The sequence below is a fragment of the Streptomyces sp. NRRL WC-3742 genome, assembly GCF_000720635.1.
Taxonomy (GTDB): domain Bacteria; phylum Actinomycetota; class Actinomycetes; order Streptomycetales; family Streptomycetaceae; genus Kitasatospora.
This window is the reverse complement of sequence record NZ_JOCF01000053.1, coordinates 24,312-39,600: the sequence shown is the minus strand read 5'-3', so window position 1 is coordinate 39,600 and position 15,289 is coordinate 24,312. Positions and strand designations below refer to the sequence as shown.

The following is a 15,289-nucleotide window of genomic DNA, read 5'->3' as shown; positions in this document are numbered from 1 at the left end:
CGCGATGCACGGACCGGGCGTCCGACTCAATAAGGTGTGTGCCGTGGCGACGCACCTCGAACCCCGGGAACGCAGGGGAGTACCTTCGGTACCTCCCCGTTCGACAGTGATGCAGGAGGCCAGTGGTGCGTGAGTATCTGCTGGTGCTGTTCTGCACCGCCGCCGTCACCTACCTGCTGACCGGCCCCGTGCGGAAGTTCGCCATCGCGGCCGGAGCGATGCCGCCGGTGCGCGCCCGTGACGTGCACCGCGAGCCCACCCCGCGTCTGGGCGGCATCGCCATGTTCGGCGGGCTCTGCGCGGGCATCCTGGTCGCCTCGCAGCTGGACAACCTGAGCAAGGTCTTCTCCGGCGGCACCGACATCCGCGCCCTGCTCTCCGGCGCCGGGATCATGTGGCTGCTCGGAGTGCTCGACGACAAGTGGGGCGTGGACGCGCTGGTCAAGCTCGGCGGTCAGATGATCGCCGCGGGCGTGATGGTCTGGCAGGGCGTCACCGTCATCACCATCCCGGTGCCCGGTGTCGGCGCCGTCGCCGTCAGCCCCACCCAGGGCATGGTCATCTCGGTCATCCTGGTCGTCGTCATGGTCAACGCGGTGAACTTCATCGACGGCCTCGACGGCCTGGCCGGCGGCATGGTCTGCATCGCCGCGATGGCCTTCTTCCTGTACAGCTACCGCCTCTGGTACGGCTACACGATCACCGACGCGGCGCCCGCCGTGCTGTTCAGCGTGCTGCTGATCGGCATGTGCCTGGGCTTCCTGGCGCACAACATGCACCCGGCGCGGATCTTCATGGGCGACTCCGGCTCGATGATGCTGGGCCTCATGCTCGCCGTCGCCGCGATCTCCATCACCGGCCGCGTCGACCCCGACCTGATCACCAGCGAGACCGGGTCGCAGACCGCCACCGTGCACGCCCTCGTGCCGATCTACGTCCCGCTGCTGCTGCCGCTGACCGTCATCGCGCTGCCGCTGGCGGACCTGCTGCTCGCCGTCGTGCGCCGCACCTGGGCCGGCCAGTCGCCGTTCGCCGCGGACAAGCGCCACCTGCACCACCGGCTGCTGCAGGTCGGGCACTCGCACAGCCGTGCCGTCCTGATCATGTACTTCTGGGCCGCGCTGATCGCCTTCGGCACCGTCGCCTTCTCGGTGACCAACACCGGGCGCACCGTGGTGCTGACCCTCGCGGGCCTGTGCCTGGTCGGCCTGGTGGTGCTCCTGACCCCGCGCTTCCGGCCGACCGCCCCGAAGGCCGTGCAGTCCTTCGTCCCCCCGCGGTACCGGCGTCAGCAGTCGGGCCCGATGGCCGAACTGTCGGCGAAGGACAAGCAGATTCTCGGTGAAGCGAGCCGGGGCTCCTCGGCGCCGCCGCCGCAGGACAAGGCCGGCGGCCGTCGCTGACGGGTGAGTTGACGTTGCGTCAAACGGGCTCACCCGAACGGCGGATGCGTTGCTCCGTCAGTGTGACAGGTGCCACACATTCATGGTAAAGCTCTCATCAAATAGTTTGTGATACCGTTCACGAGTACCGAGAACACGCCGAAAGACCTGACAGGTGGAGGACTTCCGTCCCTGGTCGGTCTCCTTCGACGGGCCCGCCGCTCCCGCGGGCGGCCCGGCGGCTGATTCTCGGAAGGTCTCACCACCGCCGTTGTGCCCCGTCCCCCGCCACATCGACATGCCGCCGGAGCTGCCGACATGCCGTCCACCGACGCCCGGATTCTCCGAGGCGCCGCGATCCCCACTGCGGTCGCCGGGATCATCGCCATGGCGATCTCCTTCGCCGTCGCCGGTGGGAAGGGTCTGCTCGGCGCCCTCTTCGGTTCGCTGCTCGTGATGGCCTTCTTCAGCTTCGGCCAGTTCGCGCTCGACCGGCTGACCAGGTCGAACCCGCAGATCATGATGGCCGCGGCGCTCCTCGTGTACACCACGCAGATCCTGCTGGTCGGCATCGTGCTCGCCGTGTTCAAGGACACCGACCTCTTCCACCGACAGGCTTTCGCCTTCACCCTGCTGGGCTGCGCGCTGATCTGGACGGGCTTCCAGGTGCGCGGCGCCCTCAAGGCCAAGACTTTCTACGTCGACCCCGACGCCTCGGAAAGCAAGGGCGACAAGCCCTCCGACAAGGGTCGTCAACAGTGACGAGGCCCAACTGTCCCCCCAACGAGGGGGGCGGTGTTTATGCCGCACTGACGGGCTGCTATCGTCCGTCGCAACAACGGAGTACGGGAAGCGGCCAGGTCTGTCCTGACACCGGACGGATCGCCCCCCGGACCCGCGCAGTCTTCGATGATCCCGCGGTGGTGCAGCGCACCGCCGGGTGGGGTCGGCGAGAAACCCATCAAGTTCCAGTGCCGCCTTGTGGCCGCAGGCCACGCCGACACACCGAGGTTGCCGTATCCATGCGTCACGACGAAGGAGTCCGTGGTGAGTTCTGACCTCACGTCCCTCGCCTCAGGCAGTTGCCACTTCGGGGACGCTGGCTGCGGCTTCCCGGCCCCGGGTCTGAACGAGTTCCAGTTCAAGCCGATCTTCACGATCGGCGGCGTCGACTTCAACAAGCCGATGCTGCTGTCGATCATCGTCGCGCTGCTGGTCGTCGTGTTCTTCTGGGCCGCCTTCGCGAAGCCGCGCCTGGTCCCCGGCAAGCTGCAGCTGGTCGGCGAGATCGGCTACGACTTCGTCAAGCGCTCCATCGTGCTGGAGACGATCGGCAAGAAGGGCGAGAAGTACGTCCCGATGCTCGTCTCGATGTTCTTCTTCATCTGGCTGATGAACATCATGTCGATCATCCCCTTCGCGCAGTTCCCCGTGTCGGCGGCGATCGCCTTCCCGGCCGGCCTCGCGGCCGTCGTGTGGATCACCTACATGACGCTGACCTTCAAGAAGCACGGCTTCGTCGGCGGTCTGAAGAACCTCTGCTGGCCGTCGGGCATCCCCGGCTGGGTCATGTTCATCCTGGTGCCGATCGAGTTCTTCTCGAACATCTTCGTGCGCCCCTTCACGCTCGCGGTCCGAGCCTTCGCGAACATGTTCGCCGGCCACCTGCTGATCGTGATGTTCTCCATCGCCTCCTGGTACCTGCTCAGCCCGTCCCTCGGCGCGCTCTACGGCTCGGCCTCGTTCATCGTCGCCGTCGGCCTGACCGCCTTCGAGCTGCTGGTCCAGTTCCTGCAGGCGTACATCTTCGTGATGCTGGCCAGCAGCTACATCGCCGGTGCCCTGGAAGAGGCGCACTGAGCCCCGAGGCCCTGAGCCTCGCATGAACCACCTCCCGGATCGCCCGGTGGCCAATCACCACCGGTTCACCACCCCTGCAAAGGACAACGTCAATGAGCATCCTCGCTGAGGGCACTGTCTACGGTTCCGTCGCCTCCCTGGGCTACGGCCTCGCCGCCATCGGCCCCGGCATCGGTGTCGGTCTGATCTTCGGCAACGGTGTCCAGGCGATGGCCCGTCAGCCCGAGGCTGCCGGTCTCATCCGCTCCAACATGTTCATCGGCTTCGCGCTGACCGAGGCGCTCGCCCTCATCGGCATCGTCATGCCGTTCGTCTTCGGCAACAAGTAATCCTGCCGCAGACCCTTTCGAGGAAGGTCCAGAAATGAGCATCGTGGCTCAGCTCGCGGCTGAGGAGAAGATGAACCCTCTTCTCCCCAACACGCCCGAGATCGTTATCGGCCTGCTCTGCTTCTTCATCGTCTTCGGTCTGCTCGGCAAGAAGCTCCTCCCCAGCATCGAGAAGGTGCTGTCGGAGCGCCGGGACGCCATCGAAGGCGGCATGGAGCGCGCCGAGGCCGCTCAGGCCGAGGCCCAGGCCCTGCTTGAGCAGTACCGCGCCGAGCTCGCCGAGGCGCGCCACGAGGCTGCCCGGATCGTCGAGCAGGCTCGCGAGCAGGGCGCTGCCCAGCTCGCCGAGATGCGCGAGGAGGGCCAGCGTCAGCGCGAGGCCATCGTCGCCGCCGGTCACGCGCAGATCGAGGCCGACAAGAAGCAGGCGACCACCGCCCTGCGCCAGGACGTGGGTTCGCTGGCCACCCAGCTGGCTTCCCGCATCGTGGGTGAGTCCCTCGAGGAGCACACCCGCCAGAGCGGCGTCGTCGACCGTTTCCTGGACGAGCTGGAGGCCAAGGCCACCGTTGCTCAGGGTGCGGCCAAGTGATCGGCGCCAGCCGTGAGGCACTCCTCGCCGGCCGGACGAACCTGGAGAGCCTGACCGACTCCACCTCGGTGGACGCGGCCAAGCTCGCCGAGGAGCTCACCGCCGTGACGGCCGTGCTGGACCGCGAGGTGTCGCTGCGCCGAGTCCTGACCGACCCCTCGCGGTCGGGCCAGGACAAGGCCCAGCTGGCCTCCTCGCTCCTGACCGGTCAGGTCTCCGGCGAGGCCGTGGACCTGGTCTCCGGTCTGGTCCGCTCCCGCTGGTCGGGTTCGCGTGACCTGGTGGACGCGATCGAGGAACTCTCCGCGTACGCCGAGATCATCGCGGCGGACAGGGCCGGCGCCCTGGACGACGTCGAGGACGAGCTCTTCCGGTTCGGCCGGGTGGTGAGCGGCTCGCACGAGCTGCGCGCCGCGCTGACCGAGCCGAAGGCCGGCGCTGCCGCCAAGGCCGCGCTGATCACCAAGCTCCTCGGCGGCCGCGCCAACGCCGGCTCCGTCCGGCTGGTCATCGCCCTCGTCAACGCGCCGCGTGGCCGTAGCCTGGAGCAGGGCCTGGAGTCCTACTCGAAGCTCGCCGCCGCTCGCCGTGACCGCATGGTGGCCCTGGTCACCACCGCGGTGCCGCTGTCGGACACCCAGAAGGAGCGCCTGTCCGGCGCTCTGGGCCGGATGTACGGCCGCCGTGTCCACCTGAACATCGACGTCGACCCCGAGGTCGTCGGCGGCGTCCGGGTGCAGATCGGCGACGAGATCATCGACGGCACCGTGTCGAGCCGCCTCGAAGGCGCTCGTCAGTCGCTCGAAGGCTGAGCACCGAAGCAGCACATCCGACCCTCGGTCGGGAACCGGCTCCAGCGCGGAGCCGGGAAATCGTACGGCCGGTTCGGTAGACCCGGCCGAGAGTCGAATACTTGCGGCCCTCAATGGCGGGCCGAGGATCGCAAACTAGGAGAGCAGGGAAGCCTGATGGCGGAGCTTACGATCCGTCCGGAGGAGATCCGGGACGCGCTGGCCGACTTTGTCCAGTCGTACCAGCCGGACGCCGCTTCTGTGGAAGAGGTCGGCAAGGTCACTGACGCGGCGGACGGCATCGCCCATGTCGAGGGCCTGCCCTCGGTCATGGCGAACGAGCTGCTGAAGTTCGAGGACGGCACGCTCGGCCTCGCGCTGAACCTCGACACCCGCGAGATCGGTGTCGTCGTCCTCGGTGAGTTCGGCGGCATCGAGGAGGGTCAGACCGTGCGCCGCACGGGCGAGGTCCTCTCGGTTCCGGTCGGCGACGGCTTCCTCGGCCGCGTCGTGGACCCGCTGGGCAACCCGATCGACGGTCTGGGCGAGATCGTCGCCGAGACCCGTCGTGCCCTTGAGCTGCAGGCCCCCGGCGTCATGGCCCGCAAGTCGGTCAAGCAGCCGCTGCAGACCGGTATCAAGGCCATCGACGCGATGACCCCGATCGGCCGCGGCCAGCGCCAGCTGATCATCGGCGACCGCCAGACCGGCAAGACCGCGGTGGCCGTCGACACGATCATCAACCAGCGCGACAACTGGCGCTCGGGCGACCCGGAGAAGCAGGTCCGCTGCATCTACGTCGCCGTGGGTCAGAAGGGCTCCACCATCGCGTCCGTCCGCGGCGCCCTGGAGGAGGCCGGCGCGCTGGAGTACACCACGATCGTGGCTGCTCCCGCCTCCGACCCGGCCGGCTTCAAGTACCTCGCCCCGTACACCGGTTCGGCCATCGGCCAGCAGTGGATGTACGCCGGCAAGCACGTCCTGATCATCTTCGACGACCTGTCGAAGCAGGCCGAGGCTTACCGCTCCGTCTCCCTGCTGCTGCGTCGCCCGCCGGGCCGCGAGGCGTACCCGGGTGACGTCTTCTACCTGCACTCCCGTCTGCTGGAGCGCTGCGCCAAGCTGAACGACGCCCTGGGCGGCGGCTCGATGACCGGTCTGCCGATCATCGAGACCAAGGCGAACGACGTCTCGGCGTACATCCCGACCAACGTCATCTCCATCACCGACGGCCAGTGCTTCCTGGAGTCCGACCTGTTCAACGCCGGCATCCGCCCGGCCGTGAACGTCGGTATCTCGGTCTCCCGCGTCGGTGGCTCCGCCCAGATCAAGGCCATGCGCTCCGTCGCCGGCCGCCTGCGTCTGGACCTCGCCCAGTACCGCGAGCTCGAGGCGTTCGCCGCCTTCGGCTCCGACCTGGACGCGGCCTCGAAGGCCCAGCTGGAGCGCGGCGCCCGCATGGTGGAGCTGCTCAAGCAGGGTCAGTACCAGCCCTTCCCGGTCGAGGAGCAGGTCGTCTCGATCTGGGCCGGCACCAACGGCAAGCTGGACGACGTCCCGGTCGCCGAGATCCGCCGCTTCGAGCGCGAGTTCCTGGACCACGTGCGCCTGCAGCACAAGGACCTGCTCGCCGGCATCGTCGAGACCGGTCTGCTCGCGGACGGCACCGTCGACGCCCTGACCAGCGCGATCGAGAGCTTCAAGGCCGGCTACCAGACCGCCGACGGCAAGCTGCTGTCCGAGCAGGTCTGAGTCCGGTAGCGAGGGAAAGGACGTAACGACCCATGGGAGCACAGCTTCGGGTCTACAAGCGCCGGATCCGCTCTGTCACCGCGACGAAGAAGATCACCAAGGCGATGGAGATGATCTCCGCGTCGCGCATCGTCAAGGCGCAGCGCGCGGTGGCCGCCTCCACTCCGTACGCCGATGAGCTCACCCGGGCGGTGACGGCGGTGGCCACCCGGTCCAACGCCAAGCACCCGCTGACGACCGAGAACCCGGACGCCAAGCGCGTCGCCGTCCTCGTGATCACGGCGGACCGCGGTCTGGCGGGCGGCTACTCGTCCAACGCCATCAAGGCATCGCTGACGCTCACCGAGCGTCTGCGCGCCGAGGGCAAGGACGTGGCGACGTACATCATCGGCCGTAAGGGCGTCTCGTACTACGCGTTCCGCAACCTCTCGGTGGCGGGCTCGTGGACGGGCTTCTCGGACAAGCCGACCTACGGCGACGCGAAGACGGTCTCGGCCGAGCTGATCGAAGCCTTCACAGCGGAGACCGGCGGTGTGGACGAACTGCACCTGGTCTCCACCGAGTTCGTGTCGATGCTGACGCAGAACGCGGTCGAGGCCCGGCTGCTGCCGCTCAAGCTGGACGAGGTCCAGCTGAGCGACAACCGGCCGGCCAAGGCGGAGATCTTCCCGCTGTACGACTTCGAGCCGTCGGCCGAGGGCGTCCTCGACGCCCTGCTGCCGCGGTACGTCGAGAGCCGGATCTACAACGCGATGCTGCAGTCGGCCGCCTCCGAGCACGCCGCCCGCCGCCGCGCGATGAAGAGCGCGACGGACAACGCCGGCGAGCTCATCAAGTCGCTCACGCGGCTTGCCAACTCGGCCCGCCAGGCCGAGATCACCCAGGAAATCAGCGAGATCGTCGGCGGTGCCAACGCCCTCGCCGACGCTAGCCGCGGGAGCGAATGAGAATGACCACCACTGTTGAGCCGACCACGGCGACGGGCCGCGTCGCGCGGGTCATCGGCCCGGTCGTCGACGTGGAGTTCCCCGTCGACGCGATTCCGAACATGTTCAACGCCCTGCACGTCGAGGTCGAGAACCCCGACGGCACCGGCAAGAAGATCCTCACCCTCGAGGTCGCCCAGCACCTCGGCGACGGCATGGTCCGCGGCATCTCGATGCAGCCGACCGACGGCCTCGTCCGTGGCGCGCAGGTGACCGACACCGGTGCCGCCATCTCGGTGCCGGTCGGCCAGATCACCAAGGGCAAGGTGTTCAACGCCCTCGGTGACGTGCTGAACGTGGACCAGGCGGAGTTCGACAAGCAGGTCGAGGTCCGCTGGCCGATCCACCGCAAGGCCCCGGCGTTCAAGGACCTCGAGTCCAAGACCGAGATGTTCGAGACGGGCATCAAGGTCATCGACCTCCTCACCCCGTACGTCCAGGGTGGCAAGATCGGTCTGTTCGGTGGTGCCGGTGTCGGCAAGACCGTTCTGATCCAGGAGATGATCTACCGCGTCGCCGAGAACTTCGGTGGTGTGTCGGTGTTCGCCGGTGTCGGCGAGCGCACCCGTGAGGGCAACGACCTCATCGACGAGATGGTCGACTCGGGCGTTCTGGACAAGACCGCGCTGGTCTTCGGCCAGATGGACGAGCCGCCGGGCACCCGTCTGCGGGTCGCGCTGTCCGCGCTGACCATGGCGGAGTACTTCCGTGACGTCGAGAAGCAGGACGTGCTCCTCTTCATCGACAACATCTTCCGGTTCACCCAGGCCGGTTCCGAGGTGTCGACCCTGCTCGGCCGCATGCCCTCCGCGGTGGGCTACCAGCCGAACCTGGCCGACGAGATGGGCCTCCTCCAGGAGCGCATCACCTCGACCCGCGGTCACTCGATCACCTCGATGCAGGCGATCTACGTCCCCGCGGACGACCTGACCGACCCGGCCCCGGCCACCACCTTCGCCCACCTGGACGCGACGACCGTTCTGTCGCGCCCGATCTCGGAGAAGGGCATCTACCCGGCCGTCGACCCGCTGGACTCCACGTCCCGCATCCTCGACCCGCGGTACATCGAGCAGAAGCACTACGACACGGCCATCCGTATCAAGGGCATCCTGCAGAAGTACAAGGACCTCCAGGACATCATCGCGATCCTCGGTATCGACGAGCTGTCCGAGGAGGACAAGGTCACGGTCCACCGTGCCCGTCGCATCGAGCGCTTCCTCTCGCAGAACACCTACGTGGCGAAGCAGTTCACCGGTGTCGAGGGCTCGACCGTCCCGCTGTCGGAGACGATCGAGGCGTTCAACGCCATCGCGGACGGCAAGTACGACGCCGTTCCCGAGCAGGCGTTCTTCATGTGCGGTGGCATCGAGGACCTCGAGAAGAACGCCGCCGAGCTGGCGAAGAAGTAGTCGCGGCCGGTAGCAGCCAGTGACCGTGAGGGGTGGCCCCCGAGCCTGGGGTCCACCCCTCACGTCGCATCGGCTGTGATTCCGGTCAAATCCGTGCCGCCGGTTTCATGCCGGGGGCGCGGGGCCGTTATTCTTACCGAAACTCCCGAGTAATCGGGGGTTGCCTGAGCCTAGGAGCCCACGTTGGCTGAGCTGCACGTCGAGCTGGTCGCAGCCGACCGCAAGGTGTGGTCCGGTGCGGCCACCATCGTCGTCGCCCGTACGGCCTCCGGTGACACCGGCATCATGCCGGGCCACACCCCGGTGCTGAGCGTGCTGGAGACCGGTCCCGTCACGATTCGCACGGTGGACGGCGGCACCGTCGTCGCCGCGGTGCACGGCGGCTTCATCTCCTTCGCCGACAACAAGCTGTCTCTGCTCGCGGAGATCGCCGAGTTGGCGGACGAGATCGATGTCGCCCGCGCCGAGCGCGCGCTGGAGAAGGCCAAGTCGGACCTGGACGAGCACGCCGAGCGTCGCGCCGAGGTGCGTCTGTTCGCGGCGCGCGGCCTCAAGGTCCACGCCTGAGTGTGCCTGGCCCCGGCGTACCGGGGTCGATCGACGGTCCCGGGGACGCGTGAGCGTGACCCCGGGACTGTCGTCGTAGTTGGTAGGTCATCGCGGTCGCTCGATTCGACCGTCAACGGGGAACGGGTAGCGAGGAGGTAGGTGAGCATGGTCCTCGCGCTTGTGGTGTGTGCGGCGGTCGTGGCCCTGGGTGTGATCGGGCTGATGGCCTTCGCCGTCCGGCGCCGCCTGATCCAGCGGGTCGGCGGCACCTTCGACTGCAGCTACCGCCTCAAAATGCCCGCCGACGCCTCGACGCAGCCCGACCTCGACGAGAACGGCCGACCCACCTCAGCCCCGGTCCCACCGACCGACGGCAAGGGGTGGGTTTTTGGTATCGGGCGCTACAGCGGCGACTCGATCGAGTGGTTCCGGGTCTTCTCGTACGCCCCGCGCCCGCGCAAGGTGCTGCCCCGGCGGGAGATCGAGGTGCTCGGCCGGCGCTACCCGGAGGGGCAGGAGGAGCTGGCGCTGCTCTCCGGCTCGGTGGTGCTGCGGTGCCTGCACAACGGGGCGCCGCTGGAGCTGGCGATGAGCGAGGACGCGCTGACCGGCTTCCTGGCCTGGCTGGAGGCGGCCCCGCCCGGGCAGCGGGTCAACGTCGCCTAGGGTCGTCGTCGCCCGGGGTCAATGTCGCCCAGGGTCAGTGCCATCTGGGGTTAACGCGCCCTAACCTGCCCGGCTAGGGTGGCGCCATGGTGAATCTGACGCGCATCTACACCCGTACCGGGGACGACGGCACCACCGCGCTCGGCGACATGAGCCGGACCACCAAGACGGACCCGCGGCTGATCGCCTACGCGGACGCCAACGAGGCGAACGCGGCGATCGGGGTGGCCCTGGCGGTCGGCGACCTGCCGCAGGACGTGGCGACGGTGCTCACCCGCATCCAGAACGACCTCTTCGACGTGGGCGCCGACCTGTCCACCCCCGTGGTCGAGGACCCCAAGTACCCGCCGCTGCGGGTGCTGCAGTCCTACGTCGACCGGCTGGAGGGGGACTGCGACCACTACCTGGAGCAGGTCGAGAAGCTGCGCAGCTTCATCCTGCCCGGCGGCACCGTCGCCGCGGCGCACCTGCACCTGGCCTGCACGGTGGTGCGGCGGGCCGAGCGCTCCACCTGGGCGGCGATCGCGGAGCACGGGGACACCGTCAACCCGCTGACCGCGAAGTACCTCAACCGGCTCTCCGACCTGCTGTTCATCCTGGCCCGGGTGGCCAACAAGGAGCGCGGTGACGTGCTCTGGGTGCCGGGCGGGGAGCGCTAGGAGTTCCCGGGAGGTCTCAGGAGGTCTCGGCGGTCTCGGAGGTCTCGGCGGTCTCAGACTTCTCGGACGTCTCGGGGCCCGGCGGCTGCTTGGGCCAGATCGTGAAGCAGCCGGCCACGATCACGTTGACGACGGCCGTGATGCCCAGCCTCCAGTACCACTGGGCGAAGGCGGCGAAGTGGGCGGAGCCCGCGGAGAGCGGGACGAGCAGGGAGATCAGGCCCAGGGTGATCGCGGCCGAGACCACCGTGCGCTTGGCGATCCGCCACTCGTGCGCCGTCCGCTCCGGGCCGTACTTCGGGGCGGGCGGCGGCTTGGGGCCGCCGGCGAAGCGGTGCAGGAAGTGCCGGTCGGCCCAGGCGACCAGCGAGGGGCCGTAGCCGACGGAGAAGCCCACGTAGCTCGCGGCGAGGGCGTGCATCCAGCTCGCCTCGGCGCCGCCGCGCAGGTTGAGCACGGTGAGCACGTACAGGGCCAGGTCGACCACGGGCAGGCCGATCAGCAGCGCGGTGCTCGCCCGGCGCCTTCGCAGCAGGTAGCGGGTGGAGAGGGCAAGGCCGAGGACGAGCCACCAGGAGATCTCGGCAGCGACGATGAGGGTGACGATCACACTGTCCAGCGTCGCCCGGGCGCGGTGCGGTGTCGTCGTCGCCGGGTGCCGTCCGGGCCTGCACCTTTCGATGTAGCGGGCTCCTCCGTGCACCTGAGCCCCGGCGTGGGCCGGGGATGGTGAGATGGGGGTGTGTTCGTACCGTCCGTCCCCAAACACCAGCTGGACCGGCTGATCGCCCTGTGCGGGCTGCTCGGCGGCGGTGTGCTGATCGCCTTCAGGGTGTACGACCGGCCCGAGGTCAATCCGCTCTGGCTGGTGCTGCTCACGCTGGTGGTGATGGCCGCCCTGGAGCTGGTCCGGCGCACCCGGCCGGTGCTGGCGGTGACGGTCGGGGGCCTGGCCGTCGCGGTCTGCCTCACCTGGGGCAGCCTGCTGGCGACGCTGATCATGTACACCGACCTGCTGTACGCGGCCGTCATCTACGGCCCCCGGCGGGTGTCCATGGTGCTGCACCTGACCGGCGGCGGCACGGTGCTGGCGCTCTCGGGTCTGGCCTGGTGGCGGGGCGGCACCTCGACCGGGCTGCTGGTCGTGGTGGTCAGCTCGCTGCTCTTCCTGGTGCCGGTGTGGACGGGGGACCTGGTGCGCAAGCACCGGGAGGAGGCGGAGGCCGAGCGGCTGCGGGCCGAACAGACCGCGCTGCTCTCGGAGATGGACCGCCGCGAGGCGGTGGGCGCCGAACGGGCCAGGATGGCAAGGGAGTTGCACGACGTGGTGGCCAACCACCTGTCGGCGATCGCCATCCATGCCACCGGGGCGCAGTCCGTCGCCCGGCGGCGGCAGCTGCCCGCGGACGATCCGCTGGTGGAGGTGCTGGCGGTGATCCGGGAGAACAGCGTCCAGGGATTGGCCGAAATGCGCCGCATGATCGGACTGCTGCGCGACAGCGGCGGGGGAGAGGCGGACGAGTCGTACGCGGCGCCCGACCTGGCCGCCGTGGACGCGTTGGTGGCCAAGGCCAGGGCGGCCGGGCAGGATGTCGGGCTGGACTTCGAGCTGACGCAGGAGGGCGAGCCCGGGCGGATCCCGGCGCCGGTCGGGCTGGCCGCGTACCGGATCGTCCAGGAGTCGCTGACCAACGCGCTCAAGCACGCCGGACCGGGACTGGTCCGCCTGCGGCTGGAGTTCGGCCCGGAGGAGCTGCGGATCGCCGTCGACAGCCCGTACCGGGCCGAGGCGGGCCGCGAACTGCCGGGCGCCCGGGCCGGGTTGGTGGGGATGGGGGAGCGGGCCGCACTGCTGGACGGCAGCTTCGAGGCCGGGCCGCGGGGCGGCCACTGGAGCGTGCGCGCGGTGCTGCCGCGCGGGCGGGAGAGCGAGGGACGGGCATGACGATCCGGGTGCTGGTGGCCGAGGACCAGGCGGCCGTGCGGGCGGCGCTGGTGATGATCCTGCGGGCCGAGCCGGACGTCGAGGTGGTCGGGCAGGCTGCCGACGGGGAGGAGGCCGTGCGCCTGGCCCTGGAGCTGCGGCCCGACGTGGTGCTGATGGACGTGCAGATGCCCCGGCTGGACGGCGTCTCGGCGACCCGGGAGGTGGTCGCGGCCGGTGCCGCGCAGGTGCTGGTGCTGACCACCTTCGACCTCGACGAGTACGTCTACGGCGCGCTGCGCGCCGGGGCGGCCGGGTTCCTGCTCAAGGACCTGGAGGCGGACACCCTGGTCGAGGGCATCCGCACGGTGGCGCGCGGGGACGGCATGCTGGCGCCCTCGGTGACCAGGCGGCTGATCGGCACCTTCGCCCGCCCGGACCGGGTGGTCGGCCCCGACGCGCGGGAGGCGGTGGCCGCGCTGACCGCCCGCGAGCGGGAGGTGCTGGCCTGTGTCGGCGCGGGGATGTCCAACGGGGAGATCGCGGCCCGCCTGGAGATGGCGGAGGCCACCACGAAGACGCACGTCAGCCGCATCCTGGCGAAGCTGCGACTGCGCAGCCGGGTGCAGGCGGCGATCCTCGCCCAGGACCTCGGGCTGACCATCTGATGAGAGGCCCGGACCTTCGCCCCGTTCGGTCGCAGATCACACTCCCGATCGCTACTACCCGGAGGATTCGGGCATTAGAGTCCGGCGAGAGCGACGCGGCTCCTCGGCGGTGACCCCTGCCCTGAGCCGCCTTCAGGGCCCGCCCGCAGGGCGGCGACGGCATCGGGAGACCCAGCCATGAGCAATGCGTCCAGCAAGCAGATCGCCGTGATCGGTGCCGGCCTGATGGGCGCCGGCATCGCCCAGGTGTCCGCGCAGGCCGGCCACCCGGTGGTGCTGCGGGACGTCACCGAGGAGGCGTTGCAGCGCGGCCTGTCGGGCATCCGCGCCTCGTACGAGAAGTTCGTCTCCAAGGGCAGGCTGAGCGCCGAGGACGCCGAGGCCGCGCTGGGCCGCATCACCACCACCACCGACCTGGGCGCCGTCTCCGAGGCCGACATCGTGGTCGAGGCCGTCTTCGAGAAGCTCGAGATCAAGGAGGGCGTCTTCCGCGAGCTGGACAAGCTCGCCAAGGACGGCGCCGTGCTGGCCACCAACACCTCCGCCATCCCGATCACCCGGATCGCCGCCGTCACGCAGCGCCCGGAGTCCGTCGTCGGCGTCCACTTCTTCTCGCCCGTCCCGATGATGAAGCTCGTCGAGCTGGTGCGCGGCTACAAGACCAGCGACGAGACGCTGGCCGCCGCCCGCGCGTACGCCGAGGGCGTCGGCAAGGAGGTCGTGGTCGTCAACCGCGACGTCGCCGGCTTCGTCACCACCCGCCTGATCACCGCGCTGGTCGTCGAGGCCGCCAAGCTGTACGAGTCGGGCGTGGCCACCGCCGAGGACATCGACACCGCCTGCCGCCTCGGCTTCGGCCACGCGATGGGCCCGCTGCAGACCGCCGACCTGACCGGCGTCGACATCCTGCTGCACGCGGCGAAGAACATCTACGACGAGACCCAGGACGAGAAGTTCGCCGCCCCGGAGATCATGGCCCGCATGGTCACCGCCGGCGACCTCGGCCGCAAGAGCGGCCGCGGCTTCTACCCGTACGAGGGCAAGTGACCCGCTGAACGACCGGGTGGGCCGCGCGGTCGCGGGACCGTACGGCCCACCCGCCGGGGCGGGTGAGTTTCCTCACGCCGGTGCCGCAGACGGGTGATTTGGGCGGTAATCGAGCGTAGGTGTGGAGACCGACTGCGTATATTCCCTCGGACGAGTGAAGTTGCTTCAGATTCGGCGGGAACCAGCAACCTGGGGTGCCGGTTCACCGTCAGATGAGGGAACCCGGCCTTCCGTCCGGGAACGGGTGAGCGGCAGCGTCACCGCGCCCCGCCCGATCCACCCCCAGCCCCCGAAGCGGACCGTGCGGGCGACCGAGCAGGCGAAGGAGGAGTGCATGCGCATCACCGGCGACCACCGGGCGCTGGCCATCGAAGGCCGCCTCGACGTGCGCACCGCCGCCGACGCGCGGGCGCAGCTGCACCAGGCCGTGGACGGCGGCCTCGGGGACCTCGTGCTCGACCTCGCCCGGCTGGAGTTCTGGGACGCCACGGGCCTCGGCGTCATCATGGGCACCCACCGGCGGGCCGGCCGCATCGGGCGCCGCCTGGTCCTGCGCTCCGTCCCCGCCCAACTCCAGCGGCTGCTCGTCGCCACCAAACTGCACCGCATCCTCGCCGTGGACGGCGTCGAGGCGCACGTTCTTTAGACCTGCCCCGTTCGCGCACCGAACCGCCC

The 15,289-nt window shown here is 69.4% G+C and carries 17 protein-coding genes; 16 read left to right on the top strand and 1 reads right to left on the bottom strand.

The features are described from left to right. The first annotated feature begins 125 nt into the window (after positions 1-125). From IH61_RS0126765 to IH61_RS0126710, 12 genes are all read left to right on the top strand, one after another. Entirely contained in the window at positions 126-1,403 is a 1,278-nt protein-coding gene (locus IH61_RS0126765; protein ID WP_037973406.1) for an MraY family glycosyltransferase, read from the top strand. A 297-nt stretch (positions 1,404-1,700) separates the two neighbouring features. Further along, positions 1,701-2,144, top strand: coding sequence for a hypothetical protein (locus tag IH61_RS0126760; protein WP_031074292.1), 444 nt, complete (start codon positions 1,701-1,703; stop codon positions 2,142-2,144). A gap of 285 nt (positions 2,145-2,429) precedes the next feature. Beyond that, positions 2,430-3,242: a F0F1 ATP synthase subunit A gene (gene atpB, locus IH61_RS0126755; protein WP_031074291.1), complete on the top strand. Its 813-nt coding sequence runs from the start codon at positions 2,430-2,432 to the stop codon at positions 3,240-3,242. 92 nt (positions 3,243-3,334) lie between these two features. Beyond that, entirely contained in the window at positions 3,335-3,571 is a 237-nt protein-coding gene (gene atpE, locus IH61_RS0126750) for an ATP synthase F0 subunit C (RefSeq protein ID WP_031074289.1), read from the top strand. 34 nt (positions 3,572-3,605) lie between these two features. Then, positions 3,606-4,163 (top strand): F0F1 ATP synthase subunit B, encoded by a 558-nt coding sequence (locus tag IH61_RS0126745; RefSeq protein ID WP_031074287.1) that lies wholly within the window; start codon positions 3,606-3,608, stop codon positions 4,161-4,163. Next, positions 4,160-4,975 carry a F0F1 ATP synthase subunit delta gene (locus IH61_RS0126740; protein ID WP_031074285.1) on the top strand — a complete coding sequence of 272 codons (816 nt, stop codon included), beginning with the start codon at positions 4,160-4,162 and terminating at the stop codon, positions 4,973-4,975. Before IH61_RS0126745 ends, IH61_RS0126740 begins: the two co-directional genes overlap by 4 nt. Before the next feature lie 156 nt (positions 4,976-5,131). Continuing rightward, on the top strand, positions 5,132-6,706 hold the full coding sequence (gene atpA, locus IH61_RS0126735) for a F0F1 ATP synthase subunit alpha (RefSeq protein ID WP_031074284.1): 1,575 nt from the start codon (positions 5,132-5,134) through the stop codon (positions 6,704-6,706). Positions 6,707-6,738: 32 nt separating this feature from the next. Further along, positions 6,739-7,653: a F0F1 ATP synthase subunit gamma gene (locus tag IH61_RS0126730; RefSeq protein WP_031074282.1), complete on the top strand. Its 915-nt coding sequence runs from the start codon at positions 6,739-6,741 to the stop codon at positions 7,651-7,653. A 2-nt stretch (positions 7,654-7,655) separates the two neighbouring features. Further along, positions 7,656-9,101, top strand: coding sequence for a F0F1 ATP synthase subunit beta (gene atpD / locus IH61_RS0126725; protein WP_031074279.1), 1,446 nt, complete (start codon positions 7,656-7,658; stop codon positions 9,099-9,101). 183 nt (positions 9,102-9,284) lie between these two features. Next, on the top strand, positions 9,285-9,668 hold the full coding sequence (locus IH61_RS0126720; RefSeq protein WP_031074277.1) for a F0F1 ATP synthase subunit epsilon: 384 nt from the start codon (positions 9,285-9,287) through the stop codon (positions 9,666-9,668). A gap of 147 nt (positions 9,669-9,815) precedes the next feature. Beyond that, positions 9,816-10,316 carry a DUF2550 domain-containing protein gene (locus IH61_RS0126715; RefSeq protein ID WP_031074275.1) on the top strand — a complete coding sequence of 167 codons (501 nt, stop codon included), beginning with the start codon at positions 9,816-9,818 and terminating at the stop codon, positions 10,314-10,316. Positions 10,317-10,402: 86 nt separating this feature from the next. Then, positions 10,403-10,975, top strand: coding sequence for a cob(I)yrinic acid a,c-diamide adenosyltransferase (locus IH61_RS0126710; protein WP_031074273.1), 573 nt, complete (start codon positions 10,403-10,405; stop codon positions 10,973-10,975). Between the two features lie 16 nt (positions 10,976-10,991). On the opposite strand, the gene IH61_RS0126705 is transcribed toward IH61_RS0126710, so the two are convergent. Beyond that, entirely contained in the window at positions 10,992-11,585 is a 594-nt protein-coding gene (locus IH61_RS0126705; protein WP_063763274.1) for a hypothetical protein, read from the bottom strand. 132 nt (positions 11,586-11,717) lie between these two features. On the opposite strand from IH61_RS0126705, the gene IH61_RS0126700 reads away from it, so the two are divergent. From IH61_RS0126700 to IH61_RS0126685, 4 genes are all read left to right on the top strand, one after another. Continuing rightward, the gene (locus IH61_RS0126700) at positions 11,718-12,920 is read left to right on the top strand and encodes a sensor histidine kinase (RefSeq protein WP_031074269.1); all 1,203 of its coding nucleotides are present in this window, start codon (positions 11,718-11,720) and stop codon (positions 12,918-12,920) included. Continuing rightward, complete coding sequence (locus IH61_RS0126695) at positions 12,917-13,567, top strand: response regulator (protein WP_031074268.1); 651 nt, start codon at positions 12,917-12,919, stop codon at positions 13,565-13,567. Before IH61_RS0126700 ends, IH61_RS0126695 begins: the two co-directional genes overlap by 4 nt. 177 nt (positions 13,568-13,744) lie before the next feature. After that, positions 13,745-14,614 (top strand): 3-hydroxyacyl-CoA dehydrogenase family protein, encoded by an 870-nt coding sequence (locus tag IH61_RS0126690; protein ID WP_031074265.1) that lies wholly within the window; start codon positions 13,745-13,747, stop codon positions 14,612-14,614. A gap of 334 nt (positions 14,615-14,948) precedes the next feature. Further along, positions 14,949-15,260: an STAS domain-containing protein gene (locus IH61_RS0126685; protein WP_031074264.1), complete on the top strand. Its 312-nt coding sequence runs from the start codon at positions 14,949-14,951 to the stop codon at positions 15,258-15,260. Positions 15,261-15,289: the final 29 nt, after the last annotated feature.

What these genes read in the sequence shown, in the direction of transcription:
- IH61_RS0126760 (WP_031074292.1), top strand. Translation starts at nt 1,701, where the DNA reads ATGCCGTCCACCGACGCCCGGATTCTCCGAGGCGCCGCGATCCCCACT.
- atpE (WP_031074289.1), top strand. Translation starts at nt 3,335, where the DNA reads ATGAGCATCCTCGCTGAGGGCACTGTCTACGGTTCCGTCGCCTCCCTG.
- IH61_RS0126745 (WP_031074287.1), top strand. Translation starts at nt 3,606, where the DNA reads ATGAGCATCGTGGCTCAGCTCGCGGCTGAGGAGAAGATGAACCCTCTT.
- atpA (WP_031074284.1), top strand. Translation starts at nt 5,132, where the DNA reads ATGGCGGAGCTTACGATCCGTCCGGAGGAGATCCGGGACGCGCTGGCC.
- IH61_RS0126730 (WP_031074282.1), top strand. Translation starts at nt 6,739, where the DNA reads ATGGGAGCACAGCTTCGGGTCTACAAGCGCCGGATCCGCTCTGTCACC.
- atpD (WP_031074279.1), top strand. Translation starts at nt 7,656, where the DNA reads ATGACCACCACTGTTGAGCCGACCACGGCGACGGGCCGCGTCGCGCGG.
- IH61_RS0126715 (WP_031074275.1), top strand. Translation starts at nt 9,816, where the DNA reads ATGGTCCTCGCGCTTGTGGTGTGTGCGGCGGTCGTGGCCCTGGGTGTG.
- IH61_RS0126710 (WP_031074273.1), top strand. Translation starts at nt 10,403, where the DNA reads ATGGTGAATCTGACGCGCATCTACACCCGTACCGGGGACGACGGCACC.
- IH61_RS0126695 (WP_031074268.1), top strand. Translation starts at nt 12,917, where the DNA reads ATGACGATCCGGGTGCTGGTGGCCGAGGACCAGGCGGCCGTGCGGGCG.
- IH61_RS0126690 (WP_031074265.1), top strand. Translation starts at nt 13,745, where the DNA reads ATGAGCAATGCGTCCAGCAAGCAGATCGCCGTGATCGGTGCCGGCCTG.
- IH61_RS0126685 (WP_031074264.1), top strand. Translation starts at nt 14,949, where the DNA reads ATGCGCATCACCGGCGACCACCGGGCGCTGGCCATCGAAGGCCGCCTC.